Source organism: Streptomyces sp. NPDC005566 (assembly GCF_040605575.1).
Classification (GTDB): domain Bacteria; phylum Actinomycetota; class Actinomycetes; order Streptomycetales; family Streptomycetaceae; genus Streptomyces.
In genome coordinates, this window is record NZ_JBEXDB010000002.1 from 358,040 (window position 1) to 373,664 (window position 15,625).

Here is a 15,625-nt window from a genome sequence, read left to right on the forward strand (position 1 = left end):
TCCGTCAGGCGTACTCGGCTTCCGGCGTCGCCGGGCCGCCCAGCGCGTCGCGCCGTGCGGGAGGCTCCAGGCTCACCATGCGCCGCCAGCCGGCCAGCCGCTCGTACGCGTACATCCCGTGGATCCCCGCGGCCAGGACGGCCGCCTTGGCGCGGGGCCAGCGCAGCACGGTGCCCATGTGGCTCATCACGGCGAGGCTGACGTCCCGGTAGACCCGGATCTCGGCAAGGGCGCACTCCCGCAGGACGGCCTGGATCGTCCGCCCGTGCCCGGCCCTGGCGAAGCGGAGCAGTTCCTCGTGGCAGTAGGCGAGATGGTTGTCCTCGTCCCGCGAGATCATCTTCACCGCGCGTCCGAGTGCCGGATGGTCGGCGAAGTACCTGCGCAGCAGCTGCATCTGCTCGGAGGCGCGCTGTTCCGTGACCCTGCTGTGGGCGAGGTAGACGATGATGTCCCGCTCCGACAGCGGTTCGTCACGGTTGAGCTGGTCGTGGGCGAGGCCGATGCCGTGCCTCTCCAGGAGCAGCGTGTAGTCGGTCTCGTACGGCACGACCACGGGTTCGAGCCCGCGCTGCTTCAGCAGGGCGTTGAAGATCCGGCCGTGCTTGTCCTCGTCGGCCCCGTGCCGGGTGATCTTGGGGGCGAGATCCCGCAGGCTCCCCGGGACGAGGGCGGCGATGCGGCCGTTCTCCCAGCCTCCCTGGGACTCCCCGCTGGCTGCGATCGAGCAGAACAGCCGGAAGGCGTCGTCGTCGTCGAGGATCTCCTGAAAAAGACTCTTTGCCGAGAGCATCACTGCCACCCTTCGCACCGTGTCCGCAGAAACAAAGTCAATGGCGGAACCGGGCGGCAGGCAACACGAGGGGGGCCAGGCAGGGCCGAACGGGCCCCGGCTCCTGCCCGGGCGGCCGGGTCAGGGGCGTAACCGTCGGGCGCGGTACGCGTTGTTCCCTGTGACGGCCGTGGCGGGGAGGACCCCCGAGCCCCCACCACGGCCGTAGTGCTGTCCCGGGGGCGTGACAGCTACGCGGCGAGGCCGGAGTGCTCCAGGGCGTCCGTGCCTGCGCGCAGGGCCGCGAGCCGCTCCTCGAGCGTGAAGCCGGCCGGGGCGAGCGTCAGCGTGGTGACTCCGGCGGCGGCGTACGCCTGCATGCGCTCGGCGATCCGCTCCACCGAGCCGAGGAGCGTGGTCTGGTCGATGAGCTGGTGCGGCACGGCGGCGGCGGCGCCCGCCTTGTCACCGGCCAGGTACTTGTCCTGGATCTCGGCGGCTTCCTTCTCGTACCCCATGCGCTGGGCCAGCTGGTTGTAGAAGTTCTGCTTGCGGCTGCCCATGCCGCCGACGTACAGCGCGGTGTACGGGCGGAACATGTCGGCGAGACCGTTGATGTCGTCGCCGATGGCGAGCGGCAGCGTCGGACAGACGTCGAAGCCCTCCATGGTCTTCCCGGCCTTCTCACGGCCGGCCCGCAGGTGCTTCACCGCGGTGTCCTCGAGGTGCTCGGCGGAGGGGAAGATGAGCAGGGCTCCGTCGGCGATCTCGCCGGTCTGCTCCAGGTTCTTCGGGCCGATCGCGGCGATGTAGAGCGGAATGTGCTCGCGCTGGGGGTGGATGGTGAGCTTGATGGGCTTGCCCGGGCCGTCGGGGAGCGGCAGCGTCCAGTGCTCCCCCTCGTAGGAGAGGCGCTCGCGGGACATGGCCTTGCGCACGATGTCGACGTACTCGCGGGTGCGGGCCAGCGGCTTGTCGAACTTGACGCCGTACCAGCCCTCGGAGACCTGCGGTCCCGACACACCGAGGCCGAGGCGGAACCGGCCCCCGGAGAGCGAGTCGAGAGTGGCCGCGGTCATGGCCGTCATGGCGGGCTGACGGGCCGGGATCTGCATGATGGCGGACCCGACGTCGATGGACTCGGTCTGGGCGGCGACCCAGGCCAGCACGGTCGGTACGTCGGAGCCGTAGGCCTCGGCCGCCCAGCAGACGTCGTAACCGAGGCGGTCGGCCTCCTGGGCGACGGCGAGGTTGTCGCCGTCCATGCCCGCGCCCCAGTAACCGAGATTGATGCCGAGCCGCATGCCGCGCTCCCTCTACTGATGAGTAACGTCCCTGTGTCCCGGACTCTAGCGCGCATGCCGGGGATCCGGCAGGCTCGACGGCCCTCAGTTCGGTTGTCCACAGGCTTCCACCCCGTGGGGCCTTGGCCAGTAATCTCAGCGCCCATGGAGCAGAGGCATCTCGGCCGTACCGGCCTTCGCGTGTCCCGGGTCGGCCTCGGCACCCTCACCTGGGGCCGGGACACCGACGAGCACGATGCTGCCGACCAGCTGAAAACCTTCTGGGACGCCGGCGGCACGCTGATCGACACAGCCGATGTGTACGGCGGCGGGGAGTCCGAGTACCTCCTCGGACGGCTCGTCGACAACCTGGTGCCCCGGCAGGATCTGGTCATCGCGACCAAGGCCGGCAGCGTGCCCGATCCGTACCGCCGCTTCGACGGATCGCGCGGACATCTGCTGGCCGCGCTCGACGCCTCCCTGGAGCGGCTCGGGACGGACTACGTCGACCTGTGGCAGGTCCACGCCTTCGACCCCGTGACACCGCTGGAGGAGACCCTGCAGGCACTTGACCTGGCGGTGTCCTCCGGACGGGTCCGCTATGCGGGTGTGTCGAACTTCAGCGGCTGGCAGCTGGCCAAGGCGGCCACCTGGCAGCTCGCGGCGCCAGGTCTGCGTACCCGCCTGGCCAGCACGCAGATGGAGTACTCACTGCTGCAGCGGGGCATCGAGCGGGAGGTGCTGCCCGCGGCACTGGATCTCGGAGTGGGGCTGCTGCCTTCGTCCCCGCTCGGCCGCGGGGTACTGACCGGCAAGTACCGCACCGGCACGCCGTCCGGTTCACGGGGTGCCTCGGAGCACCTCGCCCCCTTCGTCGAGCCGTATCTCGACGACCCGGCGGGCCGGATCGTGGACGCGGTGGCCATCGCCGCGGACGGCCTCGCCACGACGCCTCTCATGGTCGCGCTCGCCTGGGTGAGGGACCGCCCGGGAGTGGTGGCCCCGATCATCGGCGCGCGCAACGCGCAGCAGCTCTCCCAGGCCTTGTCAGTGGAGGCGCTTAGTCTTCCTGACGAGATCTGCCAGGCGCTCGACGATGTGTCGGCGCCCGTGCACCGCTATCCCGACCAGGACTGGAGCACGCTGTGACTGCCCTTCCCCGGGGGGAAACCCCGGACCTCGCGGCCGAGAACCACGAGGACCGCGAGGACGCGGGCTCGGACGACGCCGTGGGCGCCGCCGGTACGCCCGGCGACGACGCGTCCGCGGAGGGCGGTGCGGAGCCGGTTCCCGAGAGCCCTGAGAGCCCCGAGGCCTCCGCGGAGTCCGAGACGGCCGCAGACCCCGAGGCTGCCGCGGACTCCGCAGACGCTGAGGTCTCCGGCGGCACCGGGGCCGACGGCACGCCCGGGACCGACGCGGCTCCCGCGCTCTCCGAGGCCGAGATCGAGCTGGCGGCTCAGCGCGAGCTCCGGGAGCGGATCGAGAAGCGCAAGGCGGAGAAGGAAGGGCCCATCGCCGCCGGTACGAAGCTGAGCGGCCCGGCTGCCGACCTGCTCGCGGCCGTGCGCGCCGTCGAGAGCGGCGAGAAGGCTGCCACCGCGTTCTTCGAGCCGCGCGCGTCGGCGCCCGCGCCCCGACCGGCCGCCGACGGACCCGCGCCCGTACCCAGCGCCGCCCGGCCCCGGCCCGCCGAACAACGGCCCACGCAACCCGCCTCGCCCGAGGCGGCCGACGCCGTCGCGGCGGTGCTCGCCGAGGGCGGCGCGCCCGAGGCCCTGGCACGCCCGGCGGCCGTGACACTCGGCGAACAGGCCGCCGGCCTCCTGCGCGAGGATCCCTGGCAGCTGCTGTCCGTGCCGGGGGTCCGTCCCGAGCAGGCTGACGGCTTCGCCAGGGCCCTGCTAGGCACGGAGTGCGGTCCGGACGACGAGCGGCGCACGGCGGCGCTCGTGGGCTGGCTGCTGGAGCGTGCCGCCCTCCAGGGCCATACCGCGCTGGACGCGTCGCAGGTACGTGCAGCGCTGGCCGAGCGCGCGGTCACCGACCCCGGAGCCGCCGTCGAGCACGCCGTCGCCGAGGGTGTCGTGCTCGTCTTCCAGGACGGCCTCGACGCCGTGGAGGCCGCGGAGCCCGGGGAGACGGAGGGGGACGACGTGGACGGCGCACAGGACGCCCACGACGAGCAGGAGCCGGTACAGGTCCTGCTGGGCCTCGACCGGTACGCGCTGGCCGAGGAGAGCCTCGCCGACGGCCTCGCACGGCTGGTCAACGCCTGCGAGAAGGGCGCCGACTGGACGGACGCGGCTTCCGCCGCCCCGTCGCCCTCGGCGGCCGAGCTGATCAGGACGGTGGCGACCGCCGGACTCGTCGCCCACAGCGGTGGCGAGAGTGCCCGGGCGGAACCCGCCGCTCTCGTCTCTGCCGCGCAGGGCCTTGGGCTGCGCGCTTTCGGCGCGGCCCACAGTGTGGACGGCCGGCACAGACTGGCCACCGCGGTCGGTGATCCGCAGGCCGCTGTCACCCTCCGGGATCTGCTCTCCGGTGCGGCGGGCCCCGGCCGGGACACGGACGGTGCCCTCGCCCTGGACCTGCTGGTCGTACTGGACGCGCCGCAGCTCGATGTGGAGACGGCCGCGATGCTGGTGGAGTCCCTCGCCGACGGGACCCGGCTGGTGCTGAGCGGCGACCCGGGTGTGCTGGGTTCCGCCGGTGCGGGCCGGGTGTTCGCGGATGTGCTGGCGGCACGCGCCTGCCCGCAGGTGGTGTCGCGCACACCGGACCCCGGACCGATCGGCGAGCTCGTCTCGGGCATCGGAATCGGTGAGCTCACCCAGGTCGACGCGCCCGGCCGGGAAGTCGTGATCGTCCCCGTCCGCGACGCGGGTGAGGCGGTCCACCGCACCGTGCAGCTCGTCGCCGACTCGGTGCCGCGTGCCATCGGTGTGCCTTCGTCCGACACCCAGGTGATCACCGTCGGACACGGTGGCTCCGCCGGCACCAAGGCGCTCAACGCGGCGCTCAAGGAGCGGCTCAATCCGGGCCCCGGCAGGTTCGGCGGCTTCGACCCGGGCGACCGTGTCGTCCATGTACCGGCTCCTGGCAGGGCCGTGCCGGGTTCGGTCGTCTCGGCCGATGCCGAGGGACTGCACCTGGACTGTGCGGGCACTCCCGTCGTCGTACCCCCGGACGCGGTGGAGTCGTCGGTGCGGCACAGCTGGGCCCTCAGCGCCCATCAGGCGGCCGGGATGCGCTGGCCCGCCGTGGTCGTCGTCCTGCCGGGCGATGCGGCTCAGGGCCTGAGCCGCCCTTGGGTGTACACCGCGTTCAGCCGCGGCGAGCGCCACCTGTCCGTGGTGCACGGCGTGGACCAGGCACTGCCGCGCTCGGTCGCCGAGATCCCCGCCCAGGAGCGGACGACGCGGCTGCGCCCCCTGCTGGAGGCTCTGCCGACCCCGGACGCTTCCTAGGGAACCCCGGCGCGCCCCGGACAGCCCGACGAAGGCCCCGGTGCGCGCCGGGGCCTTCCGTCCACGGGGTCAGGAGCCGCCGACCACCGATACGTCCGCGTCACCGTCCAGCTCGTCCTCGTCGAAGACGGAGCTGACGTCGAAGCGGCAGACCACCTGCGCCGGATCGGCGTCGTCGAACGGTGCCCCGAGCCACTCCCCCGGCTCGGGAAGCTCGTCCACGGCGGAGACCCACAGCGTGGAGTCACCCTCTTCCAGTCCGAACTCCTTGTGCCGGGACGCGATCTCGTCCGCCTCGTACTCGCCGAACAGCACGCCCAGCGCGGCATGCACGCTCGTACCGACCACCGGCACGGTGTCGCTGTCGTGCTGGTCCGGGTCCAGGTCGGCGAGCCGCTGGGCCTGGGCCAGCAGTCGCGGGGGTTCCACCACCGCGTAGTCGCGCCTGATCAGCACACTGAGGGCGTGCGGCTCCTCCGGACCGGCGTACGGCGGCAGTGAGTCCTCCGCGCCGGGGATCTCGAAGGGGGTGACCTCGTCGTAACGGTCGTAGAGGAATTCGTCGTAGACCTCGGCCGCAGCGGCCAGTGCGTTGAACGCGTCGAAAACAGCGGGGTCGTCGTCCCCGGTACGGCGCTCGACCGCCTCGAGGTGGCGGTCGAGCGCGGTTTTGACTGCATCGGCGGCGGCGCGTACCTCGGCAGCGGTGGGCTGCGCAGCATCAGACATAGTGCAGACGCTATCCGTACCGGGGCTCTGCACGCACAATAGATGCGATGCCGGAATACGAATTTGTCGACGTGTACGTGCCGCGCGGGGTCTCCCGCAAGGAAGCGACCCGCCTGCTGACCGACCATGCCGAGTACGGGCACTGGGAGTTGGACCGCCTGACCCTGCGCCTGGACGGCAGCCGCCGCGTCCGGTTGCGCCGCCGGATCATCCGCCAGCTCCGGGCCACCTGGTAGCGCGGAGCGGGTCCCGCGCCTGCGGAACCCGCTCCCTGAACGACGCCGTACGCCGAAGTCCCGGTGGCGTTATGCGGCGCTGCGCGAGCGCCGGTACAGGACCGTCCCCGCACCCGCGAGCATCAGGCCGGCGCTCGCCGGGACCAGCAGGTCGAGCCCGCCCGCACCGGTCTGTGCGAGCTGCGGGCCGGGCACGAGCTGGGCCTCGGGAGCGGGCGGAACCTTCGCGGGCGGTTGTGCCGGCTCCTCGGGGGTGTGAGGCGTCTGCGGTACGACCGGCGGAGGGCTGACCTCCGAGTCGTTTTCGCAGCTGTTGCCGAAGACCGGGTTGAGCAGGCCACCGATGGTGACGCTGTTGCCGCAGAGGTTCACGGGAATCTCGACCGGCACCTGCACCTGGTTGCCGGAGCCGATACCGGGGGACCCCTTCGCCTCCCCCTGAGCGGAAGCGCCGGGGGCGCGGTGCCTGCCGGTCCCCTCTCCGCCTCCCCGGCCCTCGTGCCCGGAGGCATGGCTGCCGGAGCCGGAGCTGCCGTGTCCGTGTCCGTGTCCGGACGGGGCCCCGTCGTCCCTGGTGTGGCCGGGACCGGCATCCGCCGATCCGTTTCCGCAGTCGTTGCCGATCGTGGGATTGAGCAGGCCGACGACGTTCACGGAGTTTCCGCAGACGTTGACCGGTACGTCGATCGGGACCTGGATCGAGTTCCCCGACAGCACCCCCGGTGAGTTCGACGCGCCGCCTGCGGCTCCCGAGTCGGCGTGCGCGTAGCCACCACTGAGCGCGAGCACGCCGCCCGCCGCTGCCATGGTGATCAGGCCTTTACGTGTGACCTGTCGCATAGGTTTGTTTCCTGCCTTCTGCCTTCCGAATGCCCTCGGACACAACCGTGCGAGGGCCGAATGCCCAGCGGCCCCGGAGTGCATGGCGCGCACTCCGGGGCCGACCGGACTCACACCCTTACGGGTTGGTGTTCAACGTCAGTCGTTGACGCAGGCGTTGCCGAAGGCCGGGTTCAGCAGCCCGATCACGGAAATGGTGTTGCCGCACACGTTCACCGGAACGTGGACCGGGACCTGGATGACGTTGCCCGAGAGCACGCCGGGGCTGCCGATGGCAGCACCCTGGGCGCCGGCGTCGGCAGAAGCCATACCCGCACCCGCGAGCACGAGACCACCGGTAGCAGCCGCGATTGCGACGACCTTCTTGATCATTATTCCTCCTGGTTGACAAGTGCGGTCCCAGCCGCGGACCGCATCACCTGTAACGAGGAGGGAGTTGGGGGGCTACGAGTGCGCGACCCCTTTCACCCTTTCTGGTGAGGTGCGTACACGCTGGCGAATTCGGCTGCCGGCGGCGTGCTCCCTGCTCAAGACCTCAGGAATGGTCGATGAAGCGGTCGAGCACCCGGGTGCCGAACTTCAGGCCGTCCACCGGCACCCGCTCGTCCACACCGTGGAACATGCCCGCGAAGTCCAGCTCCGGCGGCAGCTTCAGCGGGGCGAAGCCGAAGCAGCGGATGCCGAGGTCGTCGAAGGACTTCGCGTCGGTACCGCCGGAGAGCATGTAGGGCACCGCTCGGGCGATCGGGTCCTCGGCCTTGAGCGCGAGCTGGATCGCGTCCACCAGGGAGCCGTCGAAGCTGGTCTCCAGTGCCTTGTCGCCGTGCACGTCCTCGCGCTTCACCCGCGGGCCGAGGATCCGGTCGAGGTCGGCCAGGAACTCGTCCTCGTAACCGGGCAGGAAGCGCCCGTCCACGTGCGCGGTGGCCTGTCCGGGGATCACGTTCACCTTGTACCCGGCGCCGAGCATGGTGGGAGCGGCGGAGTTCCGCAGGGTGGCGCCGACCATCTTGGCGATCCCGCCGAGCTTGGCGAGCGTCGCCTCCATGTCCTCCGGGTCGAGCGGGGTGCCCAGCGCGTCGGACAGTTCGTCGAGGAAGGACCGCACGGTCTTGGTCACCCGGACCGGCCACTTGTGCCGGCCGAGTCGGCCGACTGCCTCGCAGAGCTCGGTGATCGCATTGTCGTTGTTGGTCATGGAGCCGTGGCCGGCCGTGCCGTCCACGGTGAGCCGCATCCAGTGCATGCCCTTCTGCGCGGTCTCCACCAGGTAGAGCCGCAGGTTCTCGTTGACGGTGAACGAGAAGCCGCCGACCTCGCCGATCGCCTCGGTGACGCCGTCGAAGAGTTCACGGTGGTTGTCGACGAGGTGCCGCGCCCCGTACGTGCCGCCCGCCTCCTCGTCCGCGAGGAAGGCCAGCACGATGTCGCGCGGGGGCTTGCGCCCGCTGCGCATGCGGTCGCGGACGACCGCGAGGGTCATCGCGTCCATGTCCTTCATGTCGACCGCACCCCGGCCCCACACGCAGCCGTCCGCGATCTCGCCGGAGAACGGGTCGTGCGTCCAGTCGGCCGCGTTGGCGGGCACCACGTCGGTGTGCCCGTGGATCAGCAGCGCGGGCTTGGAGGGGTCCTCGCCCTCGATCCGGGCCACGGTGGAGGCCCGGCCCTTGTGGGACTCGATGATCTGCGGCTCCAGCCCGACCTCGGCGAGCTTCTCGGCGATGTACTCGGCGGCGAGCCGCTCCCCGGGGCCCGAGTGGTCGCCGTAGTTGCTGGTGTCGATCCTGATCAGGTCACGACAGAGGTCCACGACCTCATCCTCACCGGAGACGGTCCGAGCCGTGTTGGTCTCGCTCACGCTGCTTCCTTCCACTGTCGCGGTGGTGCTCCCCCTCATCCTCGCGCGCCTGCCCCGCACACCCAAGACCGCCCGCTCCTCGTTACGTGCCTTTCACACGTCCTGGGGCGTGATCGAGCACCCCCGAATGTTTGCTATGGTTTTCCACGTCGGAACGGGCCCTGCCCGGTCGGCACACACCCGGTCCGGGTGGCGGAATGGCAGACGCGCTAGCTTGAGGTGCTAGTGCCCTTTATCGGGCGTGGGGGTTCAAGTCCCCCCTCGGACACCAGCAGAAAACCCCCAGGCCACCCTGGGGGTTTTCGCTGTTCCGGCCCTGTTCCTCGATGCGCAGGAGGGTCACGGAGTGCGCCGGGAACGTGCGGGTGGGTACGCGTCCGTCGACCCGAAGGTCGATTTCCGTGGCACCACCTTCCGGTCGCCGGCGGTGTTCACCGCGTCCGAAAACTCTTGTCCGATGTGTCGGCGTCAGCCGGTGGTCCACCGAGGTTTCCGAGCCCGTGATCGCTGCGTGGGTGTCGCCATTCAGCGCCGGACCACGGCCGGCGGGGTGGCGGTGCCGTTCAGGCAGTGGTCGAGGAGTGCGTGCATGCGGTGAACGGGGAGGGCCGGATTGGCCGCGGCGCCCTCGGCGGTACGGGGGTCGGCGAGGAGGGTCTCCAGGGCTTCCGGTGACAGGCTCGGGTTGGCGGCCGCTGCCTGGCGCACCGACGCGTCGGGGTCCTCGACCGGGGGGTCGGGCAGGGCGGGATCGGCTGCGGCCAGGGCCCGTACGTCAGGATCCGGGTGGCCGATGAGGTGGGCCCGGCCGGTGCGGGGGAACGCGGGCAGGGTCAGCAGGTGCGGACGGTGGGCCGGGCGGGTGGCGAAGACGTCCAGGAGGAGGTGTGGCGGAGCCAACGGGTGGTGGCAGGCCAGCCGGATCCTCACCTCCTCGTCGTCGTCCTGCGCGAGAGTCCCGACGAGTTCCGCGAGCAGGCCGGGCCAGCTCGCCGCAACCCGGCGGAGCACCGGTTCCTCGGACGCCGCGCAGGCGGCGAACCAGTCGGGCGACGGCCCGACGGCCGGCTCGGTGATCGGGCATGTGCAGTCAGGACCGTGCCCGATGACCCCCTGGATCGCCCCGTACTCGGCCCAGGTGCGGGGAAAGGGGTGGATGCGTGCGTGCATCCGTACGTCCTCGTCCGGGTCCTCCCTCAGCTCCGCCACCAGGTCCGGTCCCAGGTCGGGCCGCGCGGCGACCATCGCGCGGATCTTCGCCTCGGGGTGGCGGGTGAGCCGGGCGACGGCGTCGGCCGGGGTGTGCTGGTTCCGGGTCAGGGGTTCCAGCGTGCCGTCCTCGAAGCACTGCTCGACGAGCGCGGGGGACAGAGCACACGTGCCGAACACCCACCCGTTGCGCGAACCGAAGGACGGCAGCATGGCCTCCACCCGTTCCGGGTCGAGCGCCCAGTTCCTGCCCTGCGCCACTTCACGGACCGCGGGGTCCGGATCGTCGAGCAGCGCCGCCCGGTGCGCCGGAGTGAGCGACTCCCACCTCCAGGTGGCCCGTATCCGGAGTTCGGGGTGTTCGTGCCCGGCCATGGAGTTGAAGAAGGACAGCGGGATCTGCCGGGAGGAATCGAGTTCCGCCATGATCTCGCGTTCGGTGACCTTGCCGTCCTCGCCCCCGTCCTGGGCGGTCAGGAGGGTCTTGAGGATGTCGTCCGACAGCGGTCGTACCCGGCGGCGGTAGGCACGGGGACCGCCGGCGAGCCGTGCGCGGACGATTCCCGAGGGGTCCGTCGCCAAGGGGGCGAGACGCGAGGGCGCGACGTGCCGGTTGACCGCGAGCGCGCGACGGATCTCCTCGAGCGGATGGTGGAGGGCTGTGTCGATGGCGGCGTCGGGCAGGTCACGGCCCTCGCACATCAGCAGGCCGGCCTCACCGGCCGCTCGGCTCATCAGGCGTATCAGTACCTCGGAGGGCGCGGCCGGATTGAAGGCGATGCCGCGCAGCCACAGTTCATGCAGAGAGTCGGACACCGGTGCATCCTGCCACCTCGCCTCCTGACCGGGCCGCCCGGCGGCTGCCCCGGCAGCGCTTGACCGTCGCTCCGGCTGCTCGGCTCCCGACGGCCGGGCGGTGCCATGATGGGCAGTCCTCCAGGCCCCCACCCATGACAAGGACCGACGCGATGAGAGGACGGGCCAAGCCCCCCGCCGCCCCGCTGCCCCAGCGGGACGGGATCGATCCGGTGCGGGTGAGGCTGCCGGAGGACCCCGACGGGGTCTGGGGATGTGTCCGGGACCATCTGCAGGAACGGTTCGCGGGGGCGGTCGGGGTGCGGCGGGTGGACACGATGCTCGCCGAGGGGCTGTTCGTCGGGGCCGACGGCGGTGCGGTGCGTGGCGACGAGCCGTACACCGCGGGCCGGTACCTCTGGTTCCACCGCGATTTCGCACCGGAGGAGCCGGTGCCGTTCCCCGTCGGTGTGGTGTACCGCGACGAGCACCTCGTCATCGCGGACAAGCCGCACTTCCTCGCCACCACTCCGCGCGGCCGGCACATCACCGAGACGGCGGTGGCCCGGCTGCGCAGGGAGCTGGATCTGCCGGAGCTGCAGCCCGCCCACCGGCTCGACCGGCTGACGGCGGGTCTCGTCCTGTTCGTCGTACGGCCCGGGGAGCGGGGGGCGTACCAGACGCTGTTCCGGGACCGGCTGGTGCGCAAGGAGTACGAGGCGGTGGCACCGTACGACCCGGGTGTGGCTCTCCCCCGCACCGTGCGCAGCCGGATCGTCAAGGAGCGCGGGGTCATCGCCGCGCGCGAGGAGCCGGGCGAGGCGAACAGCGAGAGCCGGGTCGAGCTCCTGGAGCACCGGGGCGGGTTCGGCCGCTACCGGCTGCTGCCCGCCACGGGGCGCACCCATCAGCTCCGGGTCCATATGAACGCGCTGGGGCTGCCCCTCGTCCACGATCCCGTCTATCCGGTGGTGGAGCCGGAGCAGGACCGCGACGACTACACGCGGCCCATGCAACTGCTGGCCAGGGTGCTGGAGTTCACCGACCCGGTCACGGGCGGGCCGCACCGCTTCGAGAGCGGTCTGCGGCTCACCGCGTGGCCGGACCGGTGAACCCGGGCCGGGTCAGTGGCCGCGGGCGATCCATTCGTCCAGGTGCGGGGCTTCGCCGCCGATCGTGGTGGAGTCTCCGTGTCCGGTTCGCACGACGGTCTCGGGCGGTAGTCCGAGCAGCCGGTCCCTGATCGAGTCGACGATCGTCGGGAAGTGGGAGAAGGACCGTCCGGTGGCCCCGGGCCCGCCGTTGAACAGGGTGTCACCGGTGAAGACGGTGGCCAGGTCCGGGGCGTAGAGGCAGACCGCGCCGGGCGCGTGGCCCGGGGTGTGCAGGACCGACAGACGTGTTCCGGCGATCTCCAGCTCCTGGCCGTCGGCCAGTTCGGCGTCGGGCGTGCGGTCCGGGTGGGTCTGCTTCCACAGTGGCAGGTCGTCGGGGTGCAGGAGGATCGGTGCGCCGGTCGCGTCGGCGAGGGCGGGGGCCGCGTCGATGTGGTCGTTGTGCGCGTGGGTGCAGATGATGGCGCGCAGCGTACGGCCGCCGAGTGCGGCCTCGATCGCGAGAGCGTCGTGGGCGGCGTCGATGACGACCGCCTCATTGTCGTCGCCGATGATCCAGACGTTGTTGTCGACGTCCCACTCTCCGCCGTCGAGGGCGAAGGTGCCGGAGGTGACCAGGTGGTCGATGCGGGCGGACATCAGAACACCACCACCGAACGCAGGACGTCACCGTCGTGCATGCGGGCGAAGGCCTGCTCGATGTCGCCGAGTCCGATCGTCTCGGTGACGAACGCGCCGAGGTCGATGCGTCCCTGCTGGTGGAGGTCGATGAGCATCGGGAAGTCGCGCGAGGGCAGACAGTCGCCGTACCAGGAGGACTTGAGGGAGCCGCCGCGGCCGAACACGTCGAGCAGCGGGAGTTCGAGCTGCATCTCCGGCGTGGGGACGCCGACGAGGACGACGGTGCCGGCCAGGTCGCGGGCGTAGAAGGCCTGCTTGTACGTCTCGGGGCGGCCGACGGCCTCGATGACGACGTCCGCGCCGTTGCCGCCGGTCAGCCCGCGGATCGCTTCGACCGGGTCGTCGGAGCGTGAGTTGACGGTGTGGGTGGCGCCCATCTTCTTCGCCGTCTCCAGCTTGCGGTCGTCGATGTCGACCGCGATGATCTTCGCCGCGCCCGCGAGCCGGGCGCCGGCGATCGCCGCGTCGCCGACACCACCGCATCCGATGACGGCGACGGAGTCGCCGCGGCCGACCTGACCGGTGTTGATGGCGGCGCCGATGCCCGCCATGACGCCGCAGCCGAGCAGTCCGGCGACGGCCGGGGAGACCTCGGGGTCGACCTTCGTGCACTGGCCGGCCGCGACGAGGGTCTTCTCGGCGAAGGCACCGATCCCGAGTGCCGGGGAGAGTTCGGTACCGTCCAGCAGGGTCATCCTCTGCTTGGCGTTGTGGGTGTTGAAGCAGTACCAGGGGCGGCCGCGCAGACAGGCGCGGCACTGTCCGCACACCGCACGCCAGTTGAGGACGACGAAATCGCCGGGCTCGACGTCGGTGACGCCCTCGCCGACGGACTCCACGACGCCCGAGGCCTCGTGGCCGAGGAGGAACGGGAAGTCGTCGTTGATGCCGCCCTGCTTGTAGTGCAGGTCGGTGTGGCAGACGCCGCACGCCTGGATCTTCACGACTGCCTCGCCGGGCCCGGGGTCCGGAATCACGATGGTCTCGACCCGCACCGGCTCGTCCTTCCCCGGTGCGATGACCCCTTGCACCTGCTGCGCCATACCGTGGTCTCCCTGCTTCCGAGTGGGGCTCCTGCGAAGGTTGATCACGGACAACCGTACGCCCCGGAGAGTGCCGCGACGGCACCCTCCGGGGCGCTGCGTTCCACGGAGGACTTTGGGTGTCAGGCCTCGGAGTCGTGGACCTTCCGGCCGCCGACGTAGGTCCGCAGCACACGTGTCCGTCCGATCTCGTCGGACGGGTGCGCGTACGGATCCCGGTCCAGGACCACCAGGTCGGCGAGGGCCCCGGCGCGGAGTGAGCCGGTGTCGTGCGTGTCGTCGAGGTGGTTCACGTGACTCCTCCCCCTCCTGCAGGAGGGGGCTTCTCTCTATGCCTGGTCGGCGTAGAGACGGACCAGCCCGGCCCGTAGAACGTTGGTGGCGCCCACTGTGTCAGCGTGCGCGGTGTGGCCGCACGCGACGCAGTGGAACTTTGCCTGTGTGGGCCGGTTCTCCTTGGCGGTGTGCCCGCATTCGGGGCACCGCCGGGAGGTGTTGCGGGGGTCCCCGGCGATCACTTCCCGGCCGGCGCTTTCAGCCTTGCTCGTGAGGATCGTGAGGAACACCCCCCATCCGGCATCGGAGATCGAGCGGTTGAGTCCGGTCTTCGCGGCGGCTCCGTTGGGCAGGAAGCTGCCCGGTCGCTCGGGGTCGGGTTTCGGTGCGGCGGACTTGACCATGCTTCGGATCGTCAGGTTCTCGTGCGCGATGAGGTCGTGTTCGCGGACCAGGGCCAGGGCGGTCTTGTGGAAGTGGTCGAGGCGTTGACGGCGGACCTTGCCGTGCAGCGTCGCGACCTTCTCCACGGCCCGCCGGTGGTTGGCGGTTCGCTTGTCGCGGCGGACGCGGCCGAACGTGGCGAGGGCCTGCTGCGCGGCCTCGAGCCGGTCGGCGTTGCGGCGGCCGTGGCGCGGGTTGGGCACGAAGCCGCCGTTGGACTCTGCGAGGAAGTTCGCGATGCCCAGGTCGATGCCGACGACCGAGCCGGTCTTGGGGAGCGGTTCGGGCTGGTCCTGCTCGGCGGTCAGCACGACGAACCACTTCGCGCCTTCGCGCTTGACGCTGACCGTCCTCACCTTGCCGACGACCGGGCGGTGCTGGTGGACCTTGACGTGCCCTACGCCCTGGAGGCGGACGCGGGTGACGGGGTCGTGGGGGGTGGCGTCCCAGCCGCAGCCGTCGCCGTCCTTCGGGAAATCGACCGTGTCGAACCAGTTGACGCCCCGGAAGCGGGGGTATCCGGGGGTGTCCCCGGACTTGACCCGGCGAAAGAACGCGGTGAACGCCTTGTCGAGACGGCGCAGCGTGGCCTGCTGTGAGGAGAACGACCAACGTCCGTGCCGTTCCGGGTCGAACGCCCGGATCTCCTTGAGCTGAGCGGACTGCTGCCCGTACTTCACGGACGTCTTCGAGACGTGCCGGTAGGCGTCGCGGTGTTCCTGCAACGCACCGTTGTAGAGCGAGCAGTGATCACGCAGTATCTCGCCGAGCGCGATCGTCTGGCCCACGGTGGGCCGCATGAGGAACTTGTACGCACGGATCATCCGGCCCACCCCCTTCCGGTCTGGCTCCACCGATCCTACGAAATTTG

At 71.1% G+C, this 15,625-nt stretch carries 15 protein-coding genes and 1 tRNA gene; 5 read left to right on the forward strand and 11 right to left on the reverse strand.

Annotated elements, in window-relative coordinates:
- Nucleotides 1-4: 4 nt before the first annotated feature.
- Entirely contained in the window at nucleotides 5-793 is a 789-nt protein-coding gene (locus ABZS61_RS04495) for a ferritin-like domain-containing protein (RefSeq protein ID WP_356415961.1), read from the reverse strand.
- 230 nt (nucleotides 794-1,023) lie between these two features.
- Entirely contained in the window at nucleotides 1,024-2,076 is a 1,053-nt protein-coding gene (locus ABZS61_RS04500) for an LLM class F420-dependent oxidoreductase (protein WP_356415964.1), read from the reverse strand.
- A gap of 144 nt (nucleotides 2,077-2,220) precedes the next feature.
- On the opposite strand from ABZS61_RS04500, the gene ABZS61_RS04505 reads away from it, so the two are divergent.
- On the forward strand, nucleotides 2,221-3,204 hold the full coding sequence (locus ABZS61_RS04505) for an aldo/keto reductase (RefSeq protein ID WP_356415967.1): 984 nt from the start codon (nucleotides 2,221-2,223) through the stop codon (nucleotides 3,202-3,204).
- Nucleotides 3,201-5,525, forward strand: coding sequence for a helix-hairpin-helix domain-containing protein (locus ABZS61_RS04510; protein ID WP_356415970.1), 2,325 nt, complete (start codon nucleotides 3,201-3,203; stop codon nucleotides 5,523-5,525). Before ABZS61_RS04505 ends, ABZS61_RS04510 begins: the two co-directional genes overlap by 4 nt.
- A 69-nt stretch (nucleotides 5,526-5,594) precedes the next feature.
- Here the strand turns inward: ABZS61_RS04510 and ABZS61_RS04515 are convergent, their stop codons facing one another.
- A complete protein-coding gene (locus ABZS61_RS04515) occupies nucleotides 5,595-6,254 on the reverse strand; it encodes a hypothetical protein (RefSeq protein WP_356415972.1) in 660 nt (219 codons plus the stop codon).
- A gap of 47 nt (nucleotides 6,255-6,301) precedes the next feature.
- Between ABZS61_RS04515 and ABZS61_RS04520 the strand changes: the two genes are divergently transcribed.
- A complete protein-coding gene (locus ABZS61_RS04520) occupies nucleotides 6,302-6,490 on the forward strand; it encodes a DUF5703 family protein (RefSeq protein ID WP_185301746.1) in 189 nt (62 codons plus the stop codon).
- Between the two features lie 69 nt (nucleotides 6,491-6,559).
- Here ABZS61_RS04520 and ABZS61_RS04525 read toward each other — a convergent pair whose 3' ends face one another.
- From ABZS61_RS04525 to ABZS61_RS04535, 3 genes are all read right to left on the reverse strand, one after another.
- Nucleotides 6,560-7,330, reverse strand: coding sequence for a chaplin family protein (locus ABZS61_RS04525; RefSeq protein ID WP_356415977.1), 771 nt, complete (start codon nucleotides 7,328-7,330; stop codon nucleotides 6,560-6,562).
- Nucleotides 7,331-7,468: 138 nt separating this feature from the next.
- Nucleotides 7,469-7,702 (reverse strand): chaplin ChpH, encoded by a 234-nt coding sequence (chpH, locus tag ABZS61_RS04530; protein ID WP_329212748.1) that lies wholly within the window; start codon nucleotides 7,700-7,702, stop codon nucleotides 7,469-7,471.
- Nucleotides 7,703-7,865: 163 nt separating this feature from the next.
- A complete protein-coding gene (locus ABZS61_RS04535) occupies nucleotides 7,866-9,191 on the reverse strand; it encodes a M20/M25/M40 family metallo-hydrolase (protein WP_356415981.1) in 1,326 nt (441 codons plus the stop codon).
- Nucleotides 9,192-9,374: 183 nt separating this feature from the next.
- Here ABZS61_RS04535 and ABZS61_RS04540 point away from each other — a divergent pair.
- Nucleotides 9,375-9,462, forward strand: a tRNA-Leu gene (locus ABZS61_RS04540).
- A gap of 254 nt (nucleotides 9,463-9,716) precedes the next feature.
- On the opposite strand, the gene ABZS61_RS04545 is transcribed toward ABZS61_RS04540, so the two are convergent.
- On the reverse strand, nucleotides 9,717-11,216 hold the full coding sequence (locus ABZS61_RS04545) for a hypothetical protein (RefSeq protein WP_356415984.1): 1,500 nt from the start codon (nucleotides 11,214-11,216) through the stop codon (nucleotides 9,717-9,719).
- Between the two features lie 152 nt (nucleotides 11,217-11,368).
- Between ABZS61_RS04545 and ABZS61_RS04550 the strand changes: the two genes are divergently transcribed.
- Nucleotides 11,369-12,307 carry an RluA family pseudouridine synthase gene (locus tag ABZS61_RS04550; RefSeq protein WP_356415987.1) on the forward strand — a complete coding sequence of 313 codons (939 nt, stop codon included), beginning with the start codon at nucleotides 11,369-11,371 and terminating at the stop codon, nucleotides 12,305-12,307.
- Nucleotides 12,308-12,319: 12 nt separating this feature from the next.
- Here the strand turns inward: ABZS61_RS04550 and ABZS61_RS04555 are convergent, their stop codons facing one another.
- From ABZS61_RS04555 to ABZS61_RS04570, 4 genes are all read right to left on the reverse strand, one after another.
- Complete coding sequence (locus ABZS61_RS04555; protein WP_356415990.1) at nucleotides 12,320-12,949, reverse strand: MBL fold metallo-hydrolase; 630 nt, start codon at nucleotides 12,947-12,949, stop codon at nucleotides 12,320-12,322.
- On the reverse strand, nucleotides 12,949-14,034 hold the full coding sequence (locus ABZS61_RS04560) for an S-(hydroxymethyl)mycothiol dehydrogenase (RefSeq protein WP_356415993.1): 1,086 nt from the start codon (nucleotides 14,032-14,034) through the stop codon (nucleotides 12,949-12,951). Before ABZS61_RS04560 ends, ABZS61_RS04555 begins: the two co-directional genes overlap by 1 nt.
- A gap of 122 nt (nucleotides 14,035-14,156) precedes the next feature.
- A complete protein-coding gene (locus ABZS61_RS04565) occupies nucleotides 14,157-14,327 on the reverse strand; it encodes an amidohydrolase family protein (protein ID WP_356415996.1) in 171 nt (56 codons plus the stop codon).
- A gap of 36 nt (nucleotides 14,328-14,363) precedes the next feature.
- Nucleotides 14,364-15,578: a transposase gene (locus tag ABZS61_RS04570; protein WP_356415999.1), complete on the reverse strand. Its 1,215-nt coding sequence runs from the start codon at nucleotides 15,576-15,578 to the stop codon at nucleotides 14,364-14,366.
- Nucleotides 15,579-15,625: the final 47 nt, after the last annotated feature.

Excerpts from the sequence above, each read along its gene's own strand:
- ABZS61_RS04525 (WP_356415977.1), bottom strand. The coding sequence starts at position 7,330 with ATGCGACAGGTCACACGTAAAGGCCTGATCACCATGGCAGCGGCGGGC.
- ABZS61_RS04500 (WP_356415964.1), bottom strand. The coding sequence starts at position 2,076 with ATGCGGCTCGGCATCAATCTCGGTTACTGGGGCGCGGGCATGGACGGC.
- ABZS61_RS04515 (WP_356415972.1), bottom strand. The coding sequence starts at position 6,254 with ATGTCTGATGCTGCGCAGCCCACCGCTGCCGAGGTACGCGCCGCCGCC.
- ABZS61_RS04550 (WP_356415987.1), top strand. The coding sequence starts at position 11,369 with ATGAGAGGACGGGCCAAGCCCCCCGCCGCCCCGCTGCCCCAGCGGGAC.
- ABZS61_RS04570 (WP_356415999.1), bottom strand. The coding sequence starts at position 15,578 with ATGATCCGTGCGTACAAGTTCCTCATGCGGCCCACCGTGGGCCAGACG.
- ABZS61_RS04520 (WP_185301746.1), top strand. The coding sequence starts at position 6,302 with ATGCCGGAATACGAATTTGTCGACGTGTACGTGCCGCGCGGGGTCTCC.
- chpH (WP_329212748.1), bottom strand. The coding sequence starts at position 7,702 with ATGATCAAGAAGGTCGTCGCAATCGCGGCTGCTACCGGTGGTCTCGTG.
- ABZS61_RS04555 (WP_356415990.1), bottom strand. The coding sequence starts at position 12,949 with ATGTCCGCCCGCATCGACCACCTGGTCACCTCCGGCACCTTCGCCCTC.
- ABZS61_RS04495 (WP_356415961.1), bottom strand. The coding sequence starts at position 793 with ATGCTCTCGGCAAAGAGTCTTTTTCAGGAGATCCTCGACGACGACGAC.
- ABZS61_RS04505 (WP_356415967.1), top strand. The coding sequence starts at position 2,221 with ATGGAGCAGAGGCATCTCGGCCGTACCGGCCTTCGCGTGTCCCGGGTC.
- ABZS61_RS04560 (WP_356415993.1), bottom strand. The coding sequence starts at position 14,034 with ATGGCGCAGCAGGTGCAAGGGGTCATCGCACCGGGGAAGGACGAGCCG.